General features: G+C 42.3%; 16 protein-coding genes. 12 read left to right on the plus strand and 4 right to left on the minus strand.

Annotated elements, in window-relative coordinates; genetic code table 11:
• Positions 1-67: 67 nt before the first annotated feature.
• The 12 genes from CLV99_RS21495 (at position 68) to CLV99_RS21550 (ending at position 13,306) form a co-directional block, all read left to right on the plus strand.
• A complete protein-coding gene (locus CLV99_RS21495; RefSeq protein ID WP_133586578.1) occupies positions 68-1,348 on the plus strand; it encodes a replication-associated recombination protein A in 1,281 nt (426 codons plus the stop codon).
• A gap of 156 nt (positions 1,349-1,504) precedes the next feature.
• Entirely contained in the window at positions 1,505-2,023 is a 519-nt protein-coding gene (locus CLV99_RS21500) for a 3'-5' exonuclease (RefSeq protein WP_133586579.1), read from the plus strand.
• Between the two features lie 28 nt (positions 2,024-2,051).
• The gene (locus CLV99_RS21505) at positions 2,052-3,041 is read left to right on the plus strand and encodes a mannose-1-phosphate guanylyltransferase (protein ID WP_133586580.1); all 990 of its coding nucleotides are present in this window, start codon (positions 2,052-2,054) and stop codon (positions 3,039-3,041) included.
• Between the two features lie 5 nt (positions 3,042-3,046).
• Positions 3,047-4,336: a nucleotide sugar dehydrogenase gene (locus CLV99_RS21510; RefSeq protein WP_133586581.1), complete on the plus strand. Its 1,290-nt coding sequence runs from the start codon at positions 3,047-3,049 to the stop codon at positions 4,334-4,336.
• Between the two features lie 117 nt (positions 4,337-4,453).
• On the plus strand, positions 4,454-5,284 hold the full coding sequence (locus CLV99_RS21515) for a helix-turn-helix domain-containing protein (protein WP_133586582.1): 831 nt from the start codon (positions 4,454-4,456) through the stop codon (positions 5,282-5,284).
• 105 nt (positions 5,285-5,389) lie between these two features.
• Positions 5,390-5,920: a hypothetical protein gene (locus tag CLV99_RS21520; RefSeq protein ID WP_133586583.1), complete on the plus strand. Its 531-nt coding sequence runs from the start codon at positions 5,390-5,392 to the stop codon at positions 5,918-5,920.
• A 193-nt stretch (positions 5,921-6,113) separates the two neighbouring features.
• Positions 6,114-6,728 (plus strand): hypothetical protein, encoded by a 615-nt coding sequence (locus CLV99_RS21525; RefSeq protein WP_133586584.1) that lies wholly within the window; start codon positions 6,114-6,116, stop codon positions 6,726-6,728.
• A 185-nt stretch (positions 6,729-6,913) separates the two neighbouring features.
• A complete protein-coding gene (locus CLV99_RS21530) occupies positions 6,914-7,732 on the plus strand; it encodes a fimbrial biogenesis chaperone (protein ID WP_133586585.1) in 819 nt (272 codons plus the stop codon).
• Positions 7,716-8,798, plus strand: a complete 1,083-nt coding sequence (locus CLV99_RS21535) for a hypothetical protein (RefSeq protein WP_133586586.1) — start codon at positions 7,716-7,718, stop codon at positions 8,796-8,798. Before CLV99_RS21530 ends, CLV99_RS21535 begins: the two co-directional genes overlap by 17 nt.
• A gap of 5 nt (positions 8,799-8,803) precedes the next feature.
• On the plus strand, positions 8,804-11,644 hold the full coding sequence (locus CLV99_RS21540; protein ID WP_133586587.1) for a mitochondrial porin family protein: 2,841 nt from the start codon (positions 8,804-8,806) through the stop codon (positions 11,642-11,644).
• Positions 11,645-11,783: 139 nt separating this feature from the next.
• The gene (locus CLV99_RS21545; RefSeq protein WP_133586588.1) at positions 11,784-12,281 is read left to right on the plus strand and encodes a hypothetical protein; all 498 of its coding nucleotides are present in this window, start codon (positions 11,784-11,786) and stop codon (positions 12,279-12,281) included.
• A gap of 104 nt (positions 12,282-12,385) precedes the next feature.
• Positions 12,386-13,306, plus strand: a complete 921-nt coding sequence (locus CLV99_RS21550) for a bestrophin family protein (protein WP_133586589.1) — start codon at positions 12,386-12,388, stop codon at positions 13,304-13,306.
• Between the two features lie 4 nt (positions 13,307-13,310).
• On the opposite strand, the gene CLV99_RS21555 is transcribed toward CLV99_RS21550, so the two are convergent.
• From CLV99_RS21555 to CLV99_RS21570, 4 genes are all read right to left on the minus strand, one after another.
• Positions 13,311-14,294 carry a PliI family lysozyme inhibitor of I-type lysozyme gene (locus tag CLV99_RS21555; RefSeq protein WP_133586590.1) on the minus strand — a complete coding sequence of 328 codons (984 nt, stop codon included), beginning with the start codon at positions 14,292-14,294 and terminating at the stop codon, positions 13,311-13,313.
• Between the two features lie 144 nt (positions 14,295-14,438).
• Positions 14,439-16,022: an MDR family MFS transporter gene (locus tag CLV99_RS21560; protein WP_133586591.1), complete on the minus strand. Its 1,584-nt coding sequence runs from the start codon at positions 16,020-16,022 to the stop codon at positions 14,439-14,441.
• 2 nt (positions 16,023-16,024) lie between these two features.
• A complete protein-coding gene (locus tag CLV99_RS21565; protein WP_133586592.1) occupies positions 16,025-17,128 on the minus strand; it encodes an HlyD family secretion protein in 1,104 nt (367 codons plus the stop codon).
• 14 nt (positions 17,129-17,142) lie between these two features.
• Positions 17,143-18,453, minus strand: coding sequence for a TolC family protein (locus CLV99_RS21570; protein ID WP_133586593.1), 1,311 nt, complete (start codon positions 18,451-18,453; stop codon positions 17,143-17,145).
• Positions 18,454-18,487: the final 34 nt, after the last annotated feature.

Raw genomic sequence — 18,487 nt, forward strand, 5'->3', positions numbered from 1 at the left:
TTAAAAGCAGGGCAATGATTATGCCTTTCTACAAAATCCGTACCTTTGTGGATTAAATGGAGTGATTATGGCAACACGAGTACCTCTAGCAGAACGGCTTAGACCCCGAAAATTACAAGATTATGTAGGTCAGCAGCATATCATTGGTGAAGATGCTGTGCTGTACCATGCCCTGCAGCGCAAAAATATTCCCTCGATGATTCTCTGGGGGCCTCCTGGAGTGGGAAAGACAAGTCTTGCCAATCTGATTGCAAAAGAGTTGGGACGACCTTTCTTTAGTCTCAGTGCGATCAAGTCTGGCGTAAAAGAAGTTCGTGAGGTAATCGATAAGGCGGATCAATTGATGAATTTCAATCAGGAGCAACCGATTTTATTTATCGATGAGATTCATCGCTTTTCGAAAAGTCAACAGGATTCCCTCTTAGGGGCTGTGGAGCGCGGTTTGGTAACGCTGATCGGGGCTACTACTGAAAATCCTTCGTTTGAGGTGATTTCCGCTCTATTGAGTCGGTGCCAGGTCTATGTGTTAGAAAATTTAGAGGCAGAGGATTTAATCGGGCTACTTCAGAAGGCAATCAAGGAGGATGAATTTCTAAAAAATGACACGATTGTCATCAAAGAATATGATGCTTTATTGCGCTTGTCAGGGGGAGATGCCCGGAAGTTGCTGAATGTATTTGAGTTGGTCGTAGATGCTGCTGTGCCCTATAATACACCTATTACCAATGACTTTGTGCTGAAACAGGTGCAACAGAATATGGCCCGTTATGATAAAACAGGGGAGCAGCATTATGATATTATATCTGCATTCATCAAATCGATTCGTGGTTCTGATCCGAATGCTGCTGTGTATTGGTTGGCACGTATGATAGAAGGAGGGGAAGATCCTTCGTTTATAGCGAGACGACTGTTGATATTGGCGTCTGAGGATATTGGAAATGCAAATCCCAATGCCCTTTTGCTGGCAAATAGCTGCTTTCAAGCTGTGAATGTAATCGGCTGGCCGGAGTCGCGTATTATATTAGGGCAGACTGTTACCTATTTGGCATCGTCTGCAAAAAGTAATGCTTCGTATGAAGCAATCAATAATGCACAAGCTTTAGTGCGTCAGACAGGTGACCTGTCAGTCCCATTACATTTGCGTAATGCGCCCACCAAATTAATGAAAGAACTGGATTACGGAACGGAGTATAAGTATTCTCACGCTTACCCGGGGAATTTTGTCGTGCAAGAATTTATGCCCGAGCAGATACAAGGAAATAAGTTGTATGAGCCAGGGGCTAATGCGGCCGAAGATAAGTTGCGGCTTTCCTTGCGGGAAAAATGGAAAGGAAAATACGGCTATTAGTTTTATAGTCAGTCATTTGTTTAGTTTATGCTTAGTTTGCAGTGCTTCGTAATTAGGCTAAACACTGTCCATGTTTATATGGAATGTAGAAATGTCATTTTTTTTTGGACAGGCCAATGTTTCATTTTAACATATTACTTCATACTTTTGTCATAGATGGATACATTTACAGCGATAGATTTTGAGTTAGCGACATCCGACTATACGAGTGTGTGTGCTGTAGGTATTGTCAATGTGATTGATGGACAGATTAGCAATGAGTTTTATAGTCTCGTCAAGCCCCCGCAGAATAAGTACATGTGGCAAACGACACGTGTGCATGGTATAAAGCCGAAAGACACAGCAGGAGCGCCTACGTTTGAAGAATTGTACCCGGTACTGGCACCATTACTGACAGGTCAATTTATGGTGGCGCACAACGAATCCTTTGACCGGGCTGTGCTTCAGCGTACGATGAAGTTTTATGGTCTAGATTATAAAGTGCTTCAACTGCCAGAAACTTGGGCTTGTACCAGTAATATATACCGTGAGAAAGGTTTTATTAAAACAAAACTGAGTATTTGTTGTGAGTTGATGGGGATTCCCTTAGAACACCATGACGCACTTTCCGATGCTCGAGCGTCCGCTTTACTTTATCTAAAACAAGATCATATTCCTGCAGCACTACTAAAGTAGTCTGCGAGGTTAGCATGTATTAATTATTATGGCAAGTATTATTAACGTTATATTATCAGGAGGAGTTGGTTCTCGGTTATGGCCGCTGTCTCGTAAGTCAAGGCCCAAACAGTATATCCCATTATTTGAGGGTCAGTCATTATTTGAATTAACTGTCTCTCGGAATCAAGGAGTCGTGGATCGGACAATAATGGTTGGTAGTATACAGAATGTAGACCTTGCTAAACCGTACTTGCCGGAGCATAAAAGTCAGACAATTGTAGAAGCTACACCTCGTAATACAGCTGCTGCAATTGCTTTTGCAGCCTTTGCCTGTGAGCCAGATGACATATTGATCGTGACACCTTCAGATCACCTGATCGAAAATCAAATGCAGTATGAAGCGGTGTTGAAGCAAGGGATTGAGATGGCAAAGCAGGATTATTTGGTCACATTTGGTATACAGCCAAATCGACCAGAGACCGGTTATGGGTATATTGAATACGAAGATAATTATGTGCTTTCTTTTAGGGAGAAGCCTAATTTGGAAACGGCAAAAGAGTTTTTAAAAAGGGGTAATTTCCTATGGAATTCAGGAATATTTTGTTTTAAGGCTTCTATTTACTTGGAGGAGCTGTTCCGTTTCGAACCGAAGGTATTCCGCGCCTCTAAAGAAGTGTTTGAAGCCTCACATCATGGGCTGCTATCAGAGGAGCTTTCTGCTAAGATTCCTTCCAAAAGTATAGATTATGCTGTCATGGAACGTAGTGAGCGGATTAAGGTTATCCCTTCGCAGTTTGTATGGTCGGATATGGGATCTTATGATTCCCTGTATGACTATCTAAAAGGCAAAGGGCATGCTGTGGATCCTGCAGGAAATATGGTAATCGGGACGGACAAGTATGTTTCGTTTGTGGGCGTACAGGATACCATACTCGTTCATACAGAAGATGCTCTACTGGTGGTCAAAAAGCAGGCCTCTCAGGATGTCAAGCATTTATACGAAGAGTTGGAACACGGAGCATCACCATTGTTATAGTTTAGATGTCGTATCCAAATACTATAGCCGTTATAGGGCAGGGGTATGTAGGGCTTCCGCTTGCATTGGCTTTTGCGGCTCACTATTCCGTATTGGGATACGATGTTTCTGCCAGTAGGGTAGATGCGCTCAATCAGGGGAGGGATCGCACGTTAGAGGTTGAAGAGGAGCGGTTGCAGGAGATGCTGGCATTAGGCATTGAGCAACCCCAGCGCCGGGGATATCGGGCTACTAGCGAGTTAAGCGATATCGCAGATGCACAAATATATATTGTGACAGTGCCCACGCCTATAGATGAGTTTAATGCACCAGACCTTAGTTTTTTACAAGAGGCATCGTTTGAGATTGGTCAGGTGCTGCAACCAGGCGATATCGTTATCTACGAGTCGACTGTTTATCCAGGATGTACAGAGGAAGAGTGTGTGCCTATTCTTGCACAGACATCCAATCTTCGTTTTAATATAGATTTTTTTGTAGGCTACTCGCCAGAGCGGATTAATCCCGGGGATAAGGTCAATACCTTAGAGCAGATTGTAAAAGTGACTTCAGGGTCTACTCCGGAAGCCGCAGAAAAAATAGATGCACTCTACGCTACTATTATTAAAGCAGGGACCTATAAGGCGCCATCGATCAAGGTTGCAGAAGCTGCCAAGGCTATAGAGAATGCGCAACGAGATGTCAATATTTCTTTCGTGAACGAACTTGCTTTGATTTTTGATCGGATCGGAATTGATACGCATGATGTATTGGATGCGGCAGCGACAAAGTTTAATTTTCTTAAATATAAGCCTGGTTTGGTAGGAGGACATTGTATCTCTGTCGATCCTTATTACTTGGCACATAAGTCCTCGCAGTTGGGATATCATCCCGAGGTTATTCTTTCGGGGCGCCGGGTCAATAACCGCATGGCCGAGTTTGTGGCGTCGAAAGTAGTCAAACTGATGTCCCAAAAGCGTATAGCTGTGAAGGATTCGAAGGTGTTGATTCTAGGACTTACGTTTAAAGAGAACTGTCCCGACGTGCGTAATACTAAAGTGCTGGATATCTACGAGGAGCTAAAGGAGTATGGGGCAGTGCCGGTGCTCTGTGACCCTTGGGCTGACCCAGATGAGGTAAGACGTGAGTATTTGATTGATCTTCAAGCGAAGCCTGAAGGGCCTTATGATGCTGTTATCCTTGCCGTGGCACATGCTGAATTTTTACAATTGGATATCCGATCGCTACTCGCGGACAAAGCGGTGGTTTTTGATTGTAAATCTGTGCTCGACCGTACGATTGTAGATGCCCGTCTTTAGGCAGCTCTTTTTCCGTTTTATTTTTGTCATTTTGCAGCTCTTTTTCGTCAAACTTAAATATCTTTTTTACATTTATTCCAAGTAATTGCTTTACACTACCTATAAAAGCATTTTTGAATGGAATACGGCATACGATATGTTGTTGGGGCAGATTTGAGCCCCAGTGCTAATGATCTTGCATTAAAAAAAGAACATTATACATTATTGTTTATTAAAGATGCAGGCTGCAGTCTTTATTTCAATCAGGTCCTTCTGGATTTTCCAGCCAATAGTTTAATATTCGTTCCTTTTGGTACACTGCTTAAAAGTAACCCCGAAGAGTCCAGGGAATTTGTACTTATTTATTTTACGGAGTCTTTCTTTTGTCGTAGTGATTGGGATTGTACTTTTCTGCACAAGTTTTTCAGTGCATCGGTAGATAGTTCGACTTACCGAGTATTAGGGGTACCTGAAGAGTACCTGTTCTATTATGAGTTTGTGCGTGCCCATTTGGAAATGGCGAGAAAGCAAAGTCCCGAGTCTATACAACATGTTTTAGCCTTTAATATCATCAAACAGATTTTGTTGTTGGGGGAAGTCTATCTGGGAGACCGGGATAGTGCAAGGTTTATGGAAGAGAGCGAGTCTGCTTTAGTTGTGAATCGTTTTCAGCAACTTATTAGCGAGCATGTTTCTCAGGAAAAACATGTGTCCTATTATGCTGACCGTCTCAAGGTCAGCCCTAGAAAGTTGTCGGTATATACTAAAGAGGTAACGGGTGAAACTCCAAAAGAGTTGATTGTAGAGGGATTGGTTCGGGTGGCGAAACGTTTGCTCGCCAATTCGAAACTTAGCATTAAGCAGATTGCCTGGCAACTGGGGTATACTGACGAAAATAATTTCAGTGCTTTTTTTTCTAAGGAAGCAGGCGAGAGTCCTAAAATGTATCGCAATAACTGGAAAAAGTAGTGAAGTATATTTAATTTTATGATATGCGTCACAGTCTGTAAAATAATGTTTTAAAAATTCTTTTTGATCTGATTTTAGCGTTATTTTTACAGAAACAGCTATACTATGAAAGCGTTATTGACCACATTATTACTTCTGATAATGGCCTCTTGGACTGTTAATGCACAGACCAATGTACGTCTTAATATTGTTCTTAATCATGTACAGAATCTTACTATACATCCAGATCAGAATGCCGTCACATTGACCTATAATGATTTGGAGGACTATAGAAGGGGGGTAGAAGTAGTCAAGAATTCACACTTGACAGTATTTAGTACGGGGGCGTATGAGGTCAAGGTCAAACTTGCCAATGAAGAGTTTGTTAAGCTTGGCGGACAGCCGACTGATAGGTTGCTGATGCCGCAAATAAAAATAAAGGCGAGGCCTGTTATTGCAGATCAACAAGTCGTATTGACAACGGGTGAATTGAGTGCAGCAGGGGGACGTATTATCTCCTCGGACAAGCCTGCATTTGATGCCATCTATGACGTGACTTATCAAGGACCTGGCGGAGAAGAACTGATTCGCTATGCCGAAAAAAATAAAACCGTCGTTTTTACAAACGATGTGCTCTACAGTATCGAGACTCGATAGGTGTTTTTAGGCTCCATTTTGTAGTGTTAATACTACATCTTGTAGATTGAAAACTACAAAAAATAACTACTGCATTTTTTCATACCTTTTGCGCCTAAAATCATATTTTATGGCCTTTTTCCGTGACTACTTTTGTCCTGTTCTCAATGAGATAGAACATAAAAAGTAAAAGAAAAGTTTATCTAAAAGAAATATGAAAAAAGTAGTTTTAGCGTTAGCAGTAGTTTTCGCAACAGTAGTAGGAGCAAATGCACAAGAGGCTTCAAAATCAGCTAAAGTAAAAGTGAATGTCGTGCTTAACCCATTTCAATCTATTGAAATTGGTACACCGGGATCCACTAACCCTGGAGCAGGATATGGTGATGAGGTAACATTGACATATAATACGGTTAATGACTATAAAAATGGTGTAAGCCAGTTAGTTAATAAGCAATTGAAAGTTTCTTCAGTGGGGTCTGGCTATAGAGTTAGTGCAGCTTTAGGTTTTAACGGAGGAAGTACAGGAGCATTTAAGAAAATCCAAGGCGGTGGTTCGGAGACTGTAGATGCTTCTCAACTATTGGAGGTAGCAATTGGTAAGACGGGAACTCTAAATGGATTGACAGCAGGTAAACAAGCTTCAGCAAATATGGATTTCGGTCCTATGGGAACTACGAGTATAGGAGAGTCCTCTGTATTGGATGAGTTCTTAGATGTTAAATACTTCGGTAAAAAATTAGATGGAACAGCAGTAAGTGCTCTTTTTGGAAATCAAAAAACACAAGTTAAATATTCAATCGATGTGGTATACACGATTGCTGTCAACTAAATTGAGATAACTCCTATAGTCGATGAAAAAGGCAAGTGTAGAACGCTTGCCTTTTTTTTTCTGAAAGTGTATGAATTCAATGGACATCAAGAGCTTTCATGTCTGTTGTTGAATCAAAGGAATCATGAAAGTTTTATAGTGCTATGAAAAATTTTTCTTAATTTTCCATACAAAATCTACATCCTATGCGACATTACCTGTTTATTCTCTTGTTGAGTCTATTTACAATTCCTCTTGGCTATGCACAGACAGGGCTTACTGTCGGTCCTCCCCGTATATACTTCGTCGCGGATGCCGGTCAGAATCAGACGCAGTATGTAGATGTGACAAATCCGAGTAAAGATTATCCATTAGATCTCGCTGTTTCGTTTGAAGATTGGGCCTACTCGGCGATTGGTGATAATGTCCTCAGCCCAAAGGGCAGCTTAAAAACAAGTTGTGCGGATTGGTTGACAGTGTCAGAACCGTTCTTCTCCTTAAAACCAGGAGAAACCAAGCGCTTACAGTTGCAGATGAGTGTCCCTGCCAACAAGAGCTATAGTGATGCCTTGCCGGTGCATACGACCATGTTGTTCGTCACACAGCTTAATCCCCGTGTTAGTGAAGAGCGTGAAGGAGCGAATATTCGCTTGGCTGTACGGTCAGGTATCAAAGTCTATCAGCGGTTCAACGGACGATCCCGCGCAGATCTGGAAATCAGCAACTTGGAATACCATTCGGTCGATAGTATTGGGCAGTACCTCGAATTGAGTTTTGATACCAAAGGCAACACATGGATGGAAGGACAATTACGTACAGAGTTTTTAAATCAAGATACCGGAAATCGTTATAAGGTGGATGATATTCAGTTTTATAGTTTACCTGGGGATCAAAGGAAGCAATATATATTACTTCCCAAAGAATTAACCGCAGGAAACTATTTGGCCACAACAATGTTGTTTTATGGAGAGGACAATGATGTTAAGATAGCAGAGATTGAGTTTGATTATGTTCCAAAGACTTAGGTTTTATATTCTGTTGTTTGTGTTGCTTACCGCTTCGTTGCCCGGTACAGCACAGATAACTTTTGGTCTTTGGTCTAATAATTATATCGAGCTTACTTCCTATCTTGGTCAAAGTACCCATGCTAGGTTTAATACATTTCAGTTTCAGATGGGGAGCCAGAGCAATATCAATTACCCTAATTGGTCCTTGTCTGTACAATTGTTACGACCGATACAGCCCAGCTCTGGAGGGCCGAATAAGAGTGGTAAGCCTTTTCCCGCAGATAAGATTAGCTTTCGCTGGACAGAGGACGATAATAAATCGATCTTGAATCTTAATGAAATAGGAGCTAGCCGCAATGATATTTTCTTGGCAAATAGTGGTGAAATTTATTTGATCGAAAGATCAAACCAAGCACTACGGGCGGAGAAGAATTTTTATTCTTCAGCATTATTATTCGGGATGGTCAAAATAGCACAGGGCAAGTATCTTGAAGACTTTGTGAGTGGGGTAAGCGTGAATACACATATTGAATACGATATTCCGCTGAAGTTTACGCTGTATGAGGTGAATGGTAAAGTGATAGGTACTCAAGTTCTTAATTATAAGTTGCATATTCCTCCAACACTTACGAACGGGGGAGCCGTGGAGGTTGTCCCGGATTATAGCTTACAGGTCGACGCAGGGGCGATAGATGCATCGTTGCAGTTTTTTACGCGGCAGCATTACATTGATGGGGTTAAGCTGATGGTAGATAATGCTATCCGTGTCAACTCGAACACAGATTACGAATTACGTGTTAAGTCCTTAGATCCTGAAATACGAAGGTCGTCAGGAGAGGGACTTCCCCTGTCTTTACTGTCATTGCAGGTAATACCAAATGTAGGTGCGGGAAATACGACCGCTAATCCTAAGATACAATTGTCTACTACAGAGCAGGTAGCTTATTCCGGGCAGTCGAAGGATAAAAATGTGACCCGTACTTTTAATATACAGTATGAGGCGAATCTGACACGCTCACAGTCACTCACTGCCCGGCCCGGTAATTATACGGTGTCTCTGCTCTATCTCTTAATGCCCAAATAGTAAAGATGTTTCCCCGATTTAGGCTTCCTTATACGTGTTCTCCGGAGTGGCTAATGGTGCTTCTGCTCATTTGCTTCACTTCGCTGTCTGGCTTCGCTCAAGAAGATAAGCCCATACAATGGGGGATTACAACGAGTATGTCATTACAGGCGGGGGTTAATAGTCTTGAAGTGGAATTGCAGAATAATAGTGCCACTGCATTTGAAGGCTACGTAACCTTAGAACTGCCTTCTGATTTGGTGAGTCTGAGTACAGCTCGTATAGCTGTGCGTATTGCCCCAGGGAAGAAGCGTTTCCTGTCGCTCAAACTGCGTGCGCAAGCGCTAGGAGCATTGAAGGGTAAGAGCTTCAACGTATTGCTTCACGAACAGGCGGGAACACAGATTGCTTTAAAAAAAGTACAGCTAGAGGTTGCCGATAAACGCTCCGTTCAGCTTCAGGATAATTCTAGCGTTCAGTATCTGCGTAATATTGGTGATTCTATTGAGATGCTTTTGCGGGTGATCAATACAGGGACGACGGATGAAGCAGTAAAGATTCTCTTGTCTTCTCCAGACCGTGTCGGCAAGGTGGTCTTTCAGCAACTTGATGTATCGATCCGCTCGGGACAAGATACCCTATTGAGACATACCTTCCCGGTAGAGCGTTATATGATGACGCTATCTCAGTATACGGTACGGGTCGCAGGTATCTATGATAATAATGATGTGTTTGGTAATCTTAGTGTACTTTATGCTAATATTACTTCCAGCCGCAACTTCCAGCAAATGTTTGCCCCTGATCGTTCTTTTTCAGGTTATACGCCCAATTATGTCGAGTTCCGGGTATCCAATATCCTGGATGAGCAACAGTCCTACAATCTATTCTCCGAGGGAGCATATCGACTTATGGGAGGACGTATCCGTTATGGAGCCGCTATAAATCGTTGGGGAGGAGATGCACGGTGGAATGTCAATAATACCTTTTTAGAATATGAAAAAAGGGGACATAGTGTTGCTGTGGGAAATATACAAGAGAGCTTAGAAGCTCCCTTCTATGGACGTGGTGGTACCTATGCCTACCGAGATACTGCGCTAGATCAACGTGTGTCGTTCGGGGTTCTACAGCGGACGCCTAATCTGTTGGGAGGCTATGGGAATGATAATCCCGGATTTACTGCGTTCGCTCGGCTACAATTAGCAGAAGAACGTACGGATGGAAAGCGATATGAAGGACAGGTCATATACGATAACAATCGAATGGATAGTGTCAGTGCTATTCTCTGGACCAATCGTTTTGATATTCTTCGGTCTGCGGACCCTGAATCGGTCAGACTAGAAGGCTTTTTGGGAGCGGGAGTACAACAATACCATGGTATCTACTATAAGGAGCAGAGTATGCCTTCTTTTGCGGCGGGGGTAAAGATGAATAAACGGGCTCGTGGCTGGGACCTGAGCAGTGATAATTATTACAGCAGTGGATATTTTCCGGGCAATCGGCGTGGGACAATACAGTTGGTACAGCGGGTCAACCGTCGGTTAAAACAACTTGGGGTAGGGCTTGGATATTCCTATATCGATTATAGTCCGTTGCATCTCAACCCTTATTTTCAGTCTTTCAAAAGCGGTACATCTAAATGGGATATGCAACTTTCGTTACCGTTATCTTCCCGTGGACAGCTTAGTATTGTGCCAAGCTATAGCAACGAATATGCTGATTATATGTTGCAGCAGGATATTGTTAAGCTTTCGGCCCGTTATGCGCTACTGTTGGCTAGTGCAAATCTCCGTTCTAAGGATTTGAAGCATAGTCTCTTTTTGACCGTCGAGGGGGGAGGAACATCGCTCAAAGGATTGTCGTCCACACGCTTTGTGGTGCGTACAGATTTCTCGTATAATTATGAGCGACTGGGAATTTTTGGAAATTATCAGAGTGGAGCATTCCAGATTTATGATATGATGAGCAGCCAACTGATGGGGCAGGAAATCGGTAAGCGGTATTTGCTGGGCGCGCGTTATCAGGGAGATCTATTACAGCGGCGGATAAATTGGACCGGAAGTGTCAGCGGACAGGTTAATCAGGGGTGGGGACATTCTTTTAACAGTAATCTCCAGGGGCAATATCGTATTGCTAAATTGACGCAACTACAGGCTGTATTCCAGTATATATATAATGTGGGGGTAACGAACTATAAATACGATTACACGAACCTGCAGATAGGGGTAAGGCAGCAATTCAAAGGACAGGATTTGGATCGGCCCGCTATTAAAACGGGAGATATGCAAGTGTTCTGTTACTATGACAACAATGGTAATTCTGTTTTTGATGCGGGTGATGAGAAGGCGGTAGACTATGAATTTACGGTACGCAACATTCTCTTTGTGACTGACAAAAAAGGGGAGGCGACTTTTAAGAAAATGTCCTATGGGAGCTATATGTTGTTTTTCCCACTGAAGAACCAATATCAGGGAAGCTCCCGTGTCGTCGAGATTGATAGGAAGACGACACGTTTGGAGGTGGCATTGCACAAGGTCGGAGTAGTGAAAGGACAATTACTTTTGGATTATGATCCTGCATTAAGTCTAGCCACCAATACCCGATTGGATATATACCATATCATCGCGCGTAGTCCGGAGGGGAAGGAATTTACGATAAAGGCGGATGTACATGGACGGTTCGAATTTCATCTTCCTGAGGGAGAGTATACTATATCTCCAGATGCCAATCATTTTCCTGAAAATGTATACATGAATCAGTCGGCATATACGATAACGGTTGTCGTAGGGAAGGAACTAGAACTAAAATCTTTTCAACTGTTGGTGAAGGGTAAAAAGGTTGATATCAAGCGGTTTGGCCAGAAAAATTAACTTTATACGACTGTTTGATCCTGTGTAATGGTTACTGGCAACTATTAAACATAATTTTTTTTTATAGGAAATTTCTTTTACGAACGAAAGTTTCTTAAATTCGTGTAGGGCTTGCTCCCAGGCAAACCCAAAACTATCTATGATTTATGAAGTGTTATTAACCTTGGTAATAATCCTTTTGGGTTTTTTGGCCTATGTACAAAGCAATAGGACGGGGAGAATTTTTCTCTTTCAGGACGCTGTGGACTTACGTCTTTCGGTCTGTTATGCTATGGATAATGAGGTTTCTGATGCTGGAAGTGCTATGGTCAAGTTACGTTTAGAACTTTTGTTCCTCTCGCCTCAATATAAGGGCATATGTGTAGAGGAGATAGGCTTTCTCAGAAGGAAGGAAGTTCGTTTGAGACAGTTCAATCGACTGTTTTTCACGGCAGCTTCCACAGAAGCGAGAGCCCGTGAGCTTTTTATTTTAGTGGATGCAGCACGGCTGGCTGAGATTCGGCTTAATGGTCTGGAACTGCATATCGGAGGGTATCTATTGTCTCCTGAGTTGAGTAAACATGCTATATACCAGAAGTTTATTGTTTTCGAGCGACCTGCTATTCTGGACAATGAAGAGGAAAAATATCTCGCCTGATAGACATTGTGGCCGTAGTGCTAAATTTCATGTAGGTATTGCTACAGTTTATTAAAACTAAAATATCTATGTATTTTTGTAGCGGATTAATTCGCTACATTATAATGATCATAAGAAAAAAAGAAAATTGGTTTAGGATGTTGTTCATCTGGCAAGGATCGGTTTTGCCTCGCTTATTACCACGCCTGTCTCTACTTTTTATTTTATCATTAGGAATTGTTTATTTCCACGGTACCCTGTTTTCTTATAAGGTACCTCTGAATCCAGTGCCTTTTACATTATTTGGGTTTGTATTGGCCCTTTTTCTAGGGTTTAGAAATAATGTGAGCTATGAGCGTTTTTGGGAGGGCAGAAAGTTATGGGGAGCATTATTGAATGTATCCCGTTCTCTGACACGGCAAGCACTGACCTTAGGGAAGGGATTGGATAAAGAGTCTACGCGTTATTTTGTAAATCTTATAGGAGCCTTTATTGTGTCTCTTAAACATCAATTGCGCTCTACGGATGCTCTTGAGGATTTGCGGTCTCGACTATCAGAGTCCGATTGTGACATCGTATCGAAATCGAAATATAAGCCTGCCGTCATTCTAAAGCTACTGGGACAATGGGTACAACGTTCAAAGGAGCAGGGAAATATAGACTCGATTCAGCAGGCACGGTTTGATGAGAATTTAGATCGGCTTTCGGATATTTTGGGAGGTTGCGAGCGTATTCTGTCTACACCTATTCCATATAGTTATCAGGTGTTGCTCCATCGTACCGTTTATATTTACTGTCTATTATTGCCTTTTGGGTTAGTGGATAGCCTGAGTTGGTTTACTCCATTTCTTGTGGTTTTCATTGCTTATACTTTCGTGGCGTTCGAAGCCATAGCAGATGAGATAGAAGAGCCATTTGGACAAGAGCCAAATGATTTGGCCTTGAACAGTATGGGCAATATGATTGAAGAGACAATTGCGGAATTGATCGGTAATGAGCCTGAAAAAGCCCTTAAGTCTGAAGCTACGGTTAAGGTTGTAGACTAAAAGTCTATACTTCTTCTACAGAGCTGACAACTAATACCCGGGTGCTTTCTCCATCTGTTAACTCATATTTTATTACTCGGTGTTTGCCTGTGGGGTTTGCATTTGTATCGCCTTCTTGGTACACAGGGAATTTTTGGATCAAATAGCCATCGGCTAAACTAAAGCTATCATGCCCAAGGTACCCTTTGTTGATCTTGGGATTATCTGCAGTGGGAGGGAAATAAATCTGACTTAATGATTTCCCTTTATTTACAGAGTAGCCAATGATGCTTCCATAGCTTCCGCTGCCATGAGATTGCGTATATACCAGTACCTCGGGATAGCCGTCTTTGTTCATGTCTCCAATCTGCGCGTCTAGTACTGTCTCTCCGGTGATATCGTGGCTGTGTATGTCGTTGTCTATGGACAACCCTGTGGGAGTAATTGTTAATTGCTCTTTATCTCCATCATGCTTACTACGGATTGAAAAAGAAATGCCATTAAATTTGAGGTTCTTGATGAATGAGGTTCGGTCTACCTGTGTACTGTCTAGGTCTTCCTTGATTTTTTTGTAGCGTCCTCCCAAAGATGCACCTCCAGAGCAATAAAAGTTAAGTATGGTAGAGTCATTAACGAGTTCTGATTTTATACTGACACTCTCGTCATCAAATGATAGAAGAACAGGCTTCCCCTCCAGCATTGTGCGGTATACGTTGGTACGCGTTTTTGATGCCTGCGCATCCAAAGTGCAGGTAGGTCCTTTTATATCTGCTCTTGAGCGGACTTTGATATTAATGACGGTATCGGATAGCTGCTGTACTGATATCCCTACCCAATCAAAACCTTCAGCTCTTTTTTCATATGCGGTATCGACGTAGTTCCCTTCGACATCAACTGACCGCTCTATAATTTCTTTCTCTTGTGTAGTTGTTTCCGTGGGTTTGAGGTTACAACTCGTGATTGCAAGTATGGATAATGTTGCTAGGATAATATTATTTAATACAGACATAAAGTAACGATTTGTTGTTATAACACATCTATCGCAAAATCCTTACCAATCCAGAGTGGAATGTTTTTTATTAGAAGCGCTATTTAGTATCTGAGGTATTATTAAGGGGTATCCCGTGCGAAAGATACCCCTAGTGGGAAGTCATTAATGGACATTAGACATGTCGACTTTGTTCTTTCCCTGTTTTATCATCAGTACAAAGGGAACACATATTAAAAATGCTAAACCCAGATATAAAAACACATCCATATAAGATAGTACTGTTGCCTGTTTGGTAACACTCAGATCTAATAGCTGATGCGCCTTGGCTAGGGCTTCATTCGGCGAGAAACCTTTAGCCTGGAAAGTTGCTTGCATTTGTTGTAGGCGTTGCTGTACTTCAAACTTGCTTGGGTCGAGATTGGATATCAGGTCGACCCGGTGTTTTTGGGAATCCCTAGCGATGAATGTTGTGATTAAAGCAATACCAAAGGAGCCTCCCAATTGACGCATCATCCCCGTAAATGCGGCACCTTCTCCAATAGACTTCCCATGTAGGGTGGACAAGGAGAGGGTCATGACCGGTACAAATAATAAACCTAAGCCCACCCCTCGAAAGATTAGTGGCCAAAACATATGCTCTGCTCCGGTATCATTGGTCATCAGGCTATACATCCAGAGACAGAATCCAAAGAAAATGCTGAGACCGACTGCTACCATATATTTTTGGGGGACACCATTCTGAATCATCTTGCCTATGAAAGGCATCATCATTCCTGTCATGATAGAACTGGGGAGCAATAGCAGACCAGCATCTGTAGCGGTCCAGCCCAGGATGGATTGAGTGTATATCGGAATGATAAAGGTAGATCCAAATAGCCCAAAGCCCAGAATAAAGCTCATCACGACACCTACTTGCAGATTTTTGTCTTTTAATACCCGAAGGTTCACAATCGGTTTTTCGTAGACCAATTCGCGCCAAATAAAGAATAAAAGCCCAAATACAGATAGAATGGAAAGACCTAGTATTAGCGGGTCATCAAACCAATCGTCTTGTTGTCCATGTTCCAGAACGAATTGTAAAGAGCCGATAAAAAGAATAAGAAATAGCATTCCAAACCAATCGACCTCTTTTGCAGATTGTTTTTGGCTGTATTTTGGACTGCGTACAAAAGAGAATGTCAGTAAGGTAGCGATGATTCCTAGTGGTACATTGATGTAAAAAATATAAGGCCACGAAAAGTTATCGATGATATATCCACCTAAGGGAGGTCCTAGTGTTGGGCCTATAATTACCCCCATTCCATATATGGCTTGTGCCATACTTCGCTTTTCTTTGGGATAACTTTCTGTGATAATTGTTTGCGCTGTTACCAATAGGGCTCCTCCTCCCATTCCTTGTAAGAACCGGAAGGCTACCAGTTCCCATATATTGTTTGCATTACCGCATAAGAATGATGCTATTGTAAATAGAATGATCGATGCAGCAAAGTAATTCCGCCGGCCAAACTGCTGCGATAGCCAGCTTGTCATCGGGATCACGATGACGTTGGCTATGGCATAAGCGGTAATGACCCAAGCGACATCGGTCAATGTTGCTCCTAATGAACCTTTCATTTCATTGAGGGCAACATTGACTATTGTGGTATCAACAATTTCGAGGAGTGCGCAGAGCACGGCTGTGATTGTGATAATGACTCTTCGGAACCCATATTCAACGAGGCTATCTTGTTGATTTGAATTTTCCATAATTATCGAACAAGTACGTCTACATCTGCGTTCATACCAGGGCGTAGTAATGCGATGTGCTCCGCCGTATTTTCATTGGTCAGTTTTATTTTAACAGGCAGACGCTGTACTGTTTTGACAAAATTGCCCGTAGCATTGTCTGGAGGCAATAAGGAAAATCTTGACCCGGTTGCTGGAGAAAAAGAGTTTACTTCTCCCTCAAATTCAACATTGGGATAAGCGCTTACTTTAATTCCAACCTTTTGTCCCGGCTTCATTTTCTGAAGTTGGGTTTCCTTAAAGTTTGCGACTACCCATGTCTCTCTATTGTCAACGATATAGAATAAAGATTGGCCGGGGTTAATCATCTGACCCTGTTGTACTTTGATGTTGGAGACCTGTCCATCGACGGAAGCTAATACTGCTGTGTAAGAAAGGTTTAACTTGGCGGCGTCCAATTGAGCCTTGGCTCGTTTTACATTGGCCTCGGCGACAGAGGTTTGTTTGGAAGCTACAGTAGTCTTGCTTACGATTGCATGTCGTTGAGAGGCACTCGCGTTTCTTTGTTGCTGCAATATTTCAACTTGCTTATCCGCTTCCAATTTGCCTGTCAGCGCTTGTTCATATTGTTGCTTCGTGATAGACTGGTTGTTGTATAGGTTTTGGTAGCGGATATAGTCGTTGTTTGCTTGGTTTGCCCGGATTACTGCGGCTTCAATGCTACCTGCGTTGGATTGAATCGTTGCATCAGAAATTGCGACATTTGCAGAGGAGGCCGATACATCCGCTTTGGAGACATCAAAGCTACTTTCTGCCGCAGCGACTGCCGCTTCGGCCTCTTCTACCCGGATCTGGTAATCCTGACTTTCAATAGTAAACAAGGTGTCTCCTTTTTTTACAAAATCATTGTCTTTTACATATACAGAAGCGATATAGCCTCCAACACGAGGGATAATGGGACTCATGTTTTTTTCAACCTGAGCATCGTCTGTTGTTTCGTGGGATAAGCTTTGTACATATTTGTAACCGCCGTAACCACCTCCAAAAAGGATTAATGCGGATAGGATAATTATGAATTTTTTGTTGGTGCCTTTTTTTTTGGCGATGTTTTCCGTTGTATTTTCCATGTCTTGCTGCATTGCTATTTAATGTTTAATGCCCCGTTTGATAACATAAGGTCATAGTATTTTTCAATTGTATTGGCTTGGCTAATCGCTAGATTAATTTTGCTTTGTAGCTGTTGTACATCAGCAGTCAACAGGTCGTCCGTATCCGCAATACCATTCTCATATTTGTCTTTAGTGATTCTGTAGTTTTCAGAGGCCTGTTCTACAGCTTGTCGATAGACTAGATTTTGCTTCTGTGCCAATGTGTAATTTTCATTTGCCTGTTGTACCTCGATTTTGACTTTATCCTTTAACATCTCGAGATGGTCATCCATCTCCTTAATTCGGTTTTTGGCGACATTTATTTCTCGTTTGCTTTTATACAGCGATCCAATGTCATAGGAGATTCCCATCCCCAGCGATGCAGCATTGGTTACGGTGACAATATTGTGCAATCCAAATGCATTATACCCCGCAGAAGCAAATACTTTGGGTAGATTGGAAGACTTTGCGACTTTTAATTGGTCTTCAGTTATTCGGTGTTGGGATTCGAGAGATTTGATATCTGATCTATTGACACTGGCCTCGGTATAGGATGCCTGCTGCAGGGGAGTGATACCTTTGATTTCTGTTAGATCAATCTGATCCAATGCGGTCTCTTCGTCGATTTTTAAAAGGTTCGCAAGTTGATAATTTAATATCTTGATATTCTTTTGTGCCTCTTGAAGGGATACTTGATAGTTCGATAGCTGCAACTCCGCTTTTAATAGGTCGTTTCGGGCTATCAGTCCATTATCCAGCATCGCCTTGAAGTCAGAAACACGCTGTTCTGACTGTTTGATATTTTCCGTTACCAGGAGGTTCGTCTGCTGGGCCTTATACAGGTTTAGGTAGATGTTTATAGCGTGCGAAGCGAGTTTCTCTTTGGTCACAACCGCATTCCATTCTTCTGCTTGCCGCGCATCTTTGGCGATATCGATTCCGCCTTTTATCTGTCCTCCGGTATAGATAGGCATACGGACTGAGGCTTGGCCTATCCAGAGCTGATTCGCTGCAATATCTGCGGGCTTTCCTCCAGCGCCCAGCGCCAGTTTTAAATCTAAATTTGGAGTAGTCATGAACATGTACTGTCCATTTACCTGTGCATCTGGGAGTTGTTTTGATTTTGCCTGTTCTACTTCAAGCTGTCGTCCCAGCACCTTTGTATCGGAAAATTTTGCTTCGCTGCTCTGCGTAGCAGCCATGTGGATTACTTCATCCAGAGTCAAATGTTGTTGGTGCTGAGCAGATAATCCTAGAGGACCGAGTAAGAGTAAAACTCCTAGATTGACCAACTTAGTTTTCATATGTATATAATTTGATTTCCAGTTATCATATGGA

Origin of the sequence: Sphingobacterium yanglingense, from assembly GCF_004363245.1 — a bacterium.
Taxonomy (GTDB): domain Bacteria; phylum Bacteroidota; class Bacteroidia; order Sphingobacteriales; family Sphingobacteriaceae; genus Sphingobacterium; species Sphingobacterium yanglingense.

Excerpts from the sequence above, each read along its gene's own strand:
- CLV99_RS21500 (WP_133586579.1), top strand. The coding sequence starts at position 1,505 with ATGGATACATTTACAGCGATAGATTTTGAGTTAGCGACATCCGACTAT.
- CLV99_RS21515 (WP_133586582.1), top strand. The coding sequence starts at position 4,454 with ATGGAATACGGCATACGATATGTTGTTGGGGCAGATTTGAGCCCCAGT.
- CLV99_RS21495 (WP_133586578.1), top strand. The coding sequence starts at position 68 with ATGGCAACACGAGTACCTCTAGCAGAACGGCTTAGACCCCGAAAATTA.
- CLV99_RS21550 (WP_133586589.1), top strand. The coding sequence starts at position 12,386 with ATGATCATAAGAAAAAAAGAAAATTGGTTTAGGATGTTGTTCATCTGG.
- CLV99_RS21570 (WP_133586593.1), bottom strand. The coding sequence starts at position 18,453 with ATGAAAACTAAGTTGGTCAATCTAGGAGTTTTACTCTTACTCGGTCCT.
- CLV99_RS21565 (WP_133586592.1), bottom strand. The coding sequence starts at position 17,128 with ATGGAAAATACAACGGAAAACATCGCCAAAAAAAAAGGCACCAACAAA.
- CLV99_RS21545 (WP_133586588.1), top strand. The coding sequence starts at position 11,784 with ATGATTTATGAAGTGTTATTAACCTTGGTAATAATCCTTTTGGGTTTT.
- CLV99_RS21505 (WP_133586580.1), top strand. The coding sequence starts at position 2,052 with ATGGCAAGTATTATTAACGTTATATTATCAGGAGGAGTTGGTTCTCGG.
- CLV99_RS21540 (WP_133586587.1), top strand. The coding sequence starts at position 8,804 with ATGTTTCCCCGATTTAGGCTTCCTTATACGTGTTCTCCGGAGTGGCTA.
- CLV99_RS21510 (WP_133586581.1), top strand. The coding sequence starts at position 3,047 with ATGTCGTATCCAAATACTATAGCCGTTATAGGGCAGGGGTATGTAGGG.
- CLV99_RS21525 (WP_133586584.1), top strand. The coding sequence starts at position 6,114 with ATGAAAAAAGTAGTTTTAGCGTTAGCAGTAGTTTTCGCAACAGTAGTA.
- CLV99_RS21555 (WP_133586590.1), bottom strand. The coding sequence starts at position 14,294 with ATGTCTGTATTAAATAATATTATCCTAGCAACATTATCCATACTTGCA.
- CLV99_RS21520 (WP_133586583.1), top strand. The coding sequence starts at position 5,390 with ATGAAAGCGTTATTGACCACATTATTACTTCTGATAATGGCCTCTTGG.
- CLV99_RS21530 (WP_133586585.1), top strand. The coding sequence starts at position 6,914 with ATGCGACATTACCTGTTTATTCTCTTGTTGAGTCTATTTACAATTCCT.
- CLV99_RS21535 (WP_133586586.1), top strand. The coding sequence starts at position 7,716 with ATGTTCCAAAGACTTAGGTTTTATATTCTGTTGTTTGTGTTGCTTACC.
- CLV99_RS21560 (WP_133586591.1), bottom strand. The coding sequence starts at position 16,022 with ATGGAAAATTCAAATCAACAAGATAGCCTCGTTGAATATGGGTTCCGA.